Origin of the sequence: Deinococcus murrayi DSM 11303 (genome assembly GCF_000482805.1) — a bacterium.
Taxonomy (GTDB): domain Bacteria; phylum Deinococcota; class Deinococci; order Deinococcales; family Deinococcaceae; genus Deinococcus; species Deinococcus murrayi.
In genome coordinates this window covers 1-1,735 of sequence record NZ_AXWT01000058.1, presented here as the reverse complement: position 1 = coordinate 1,735, position 1,735 = coordinate 1, and the positions used below count along the sequence as shown (strand labels likewise).

Annotated in this window: 2 protein-coding genes; both read right to left on the bottom strand. The window is 69.2% G+C overall.

What is annotated here, in order from left to right; genetic code table 11:
- A partial coding sequence (locus H565_RS14955) for a bacteriorhodopsin (RefSeq protein WP_169726672.1) occupies positions 1–395 on the bottom strand: 395 nt, incomplete at its 3' end.
- A 131-nt stretch (positions 396–526) separates the two neighbouring features.
- Entirely contained in the window at positions 527–1,426 is a 900-nt protein-coding gene (locus tag H565_RS15780; protein WP_051363516.1) for a universal stress protein, read from the bottom strand.
- Between the last annotated feature and the right edge of the window lie 309 nt (positions 1,427–1,735).

Sequence of the window (1,735 nt, the reverse complement as noted above, 5' to 3'; positions counted from 1 at the left end):
CGTGGGGGGGTCGGCTCCCAGGGGTTTTCATCGCAGAAACACCGTACAGGAGCCGACTTTCTGCTGCCCGTCACCCGTTTTGAAGAGTAGTCAGCCTTGTGGCTTGAGCGGTACATCGCGGTCCAGGCCAAAGCCAGCAGCAGCAGCGGGGTGGTGACTACCCAATCCAGGTAGCGGGCATAGTAGACCTCGGTGCCCCCAACGACCGTCTTGCCGTAGCCCAGCGCGACGGCCATGTACACCGTGCCCGAAACCAAGGCAATCATCAGCGCGGTGAGGTACTCGTAGCGCGGCACCCCGCGGGGGTCGCGGCTCAGAAACCAGAAATACAGCACGCCAGCGGCCATGCAGGCCACGTAAACCCAATGCAGGGTGCGCTCTAGATTGGGGTCCATCGGGAGTCTCCTTTGCTGTTGACGCTGCCGAAGGGCCAGTGGGCCGCCAGAAGCGCTGGACAGCGGCGAGTTCCTTGCTTCCAGCCAGCGCCCCGGGCCCGCAGGGGTCCAGCCCCGGCCGGAAGAGGGCGTCAGGCTGCCGGTCCAGCCCCGGCGCGGGCGGTAAGCACCGGGATGGACGACTCGCGCACCACCCGCAGCGCCACCGACCCCAGCATCAGCCGGGCCAGGCCCCCCTTGGTCGAGGCCCCCAGCGCGAGCAGGTCGTACTCGCCGCTCGCGGCCCAGTCCAGGGCGATGCGGGCGGGGTCCCCGCGCCGCAACTCGCCGCCCCCCAGCTCGTCCAGCCGAACGCGGGCTTCGCGCTCCCAGGCGGCATTGCGCTCTTCGAGCATGCGGGTGCTTGCCCCCCGCAGCGGCGGGTCCGGCAGCGCTGGGAGCGCAAAGGGCGTGACCAGGGCCGCCGGGTCCACCACATGCAGCAGGTCCACTTGCGCCCCCGGCAGATGCGAGCGCACGAACGCGAGCGCCCGCTCGGCGCTGGGCGAAAAGTCCATCAGGACCAGGACGCGGGCGGGCGGGAGGTCCTGGTCTTGCGCTCGGCGCACCTCATGCAGTGCGCGTAGCCAGCGCCGCTGCGACGTCTCCGGCAGGGGCCGATGCTCCCCGGTCTCCGGTGCGTGCACGCTGAGGACCGGCACGGGCGACTCGCGGATGACGGACTCCGCCACCGACCCCAGAAAAAACCGTTGCAGGCCGCGTCGCCCGGCGGTGCCCAACACCATCACGTCGCATTCGCCCGCTCGCGCTCGCCGCAGCGCTTCCTGCGCGGGCGAGCCAACTGTGACCTCCCCGCCACCCAGGGCCGCGAGCTGCTCTTCTTCCCGGACGTACCCGCCGGGCTGGGGGTCCACGCTGGGGGGCACCACGTGCAGCAACGTGAAATCTCCATCGGGAAAGGCGGCCCGCGCCACCCGCAGCGCCCCCAGCGCCGCCGCCGAAAAGTCCATCAGGACCAGAATGCGGGTCATAGGTCTTCCTCCTTCTTGCTTCTTGGCCCAAGGCCGGGCCTGAGCGAGCGGGGGGGTCGTCATGGAAAGGCCCCAGCCGGGCCTGGCCTTGAAGACCACCGCGTCGCAGTGAGCATCGGGGCTGAAGGTCGCGTCTTCCAGGGTGAAGGTCAGGCCCCCGCCAAGAAGAGCATCTCGGTATCCTGAGTCCGCGGCACCGGAACGAGGTGGTGGCCGTGGGCTGGCCCCAAAGTTTGGACGGTTTCGAGTAGAGACTCGGCTCAGGAGAAGGGTACACCATGGGCTTTTCCTGCTTGACCAGGGGAAGGT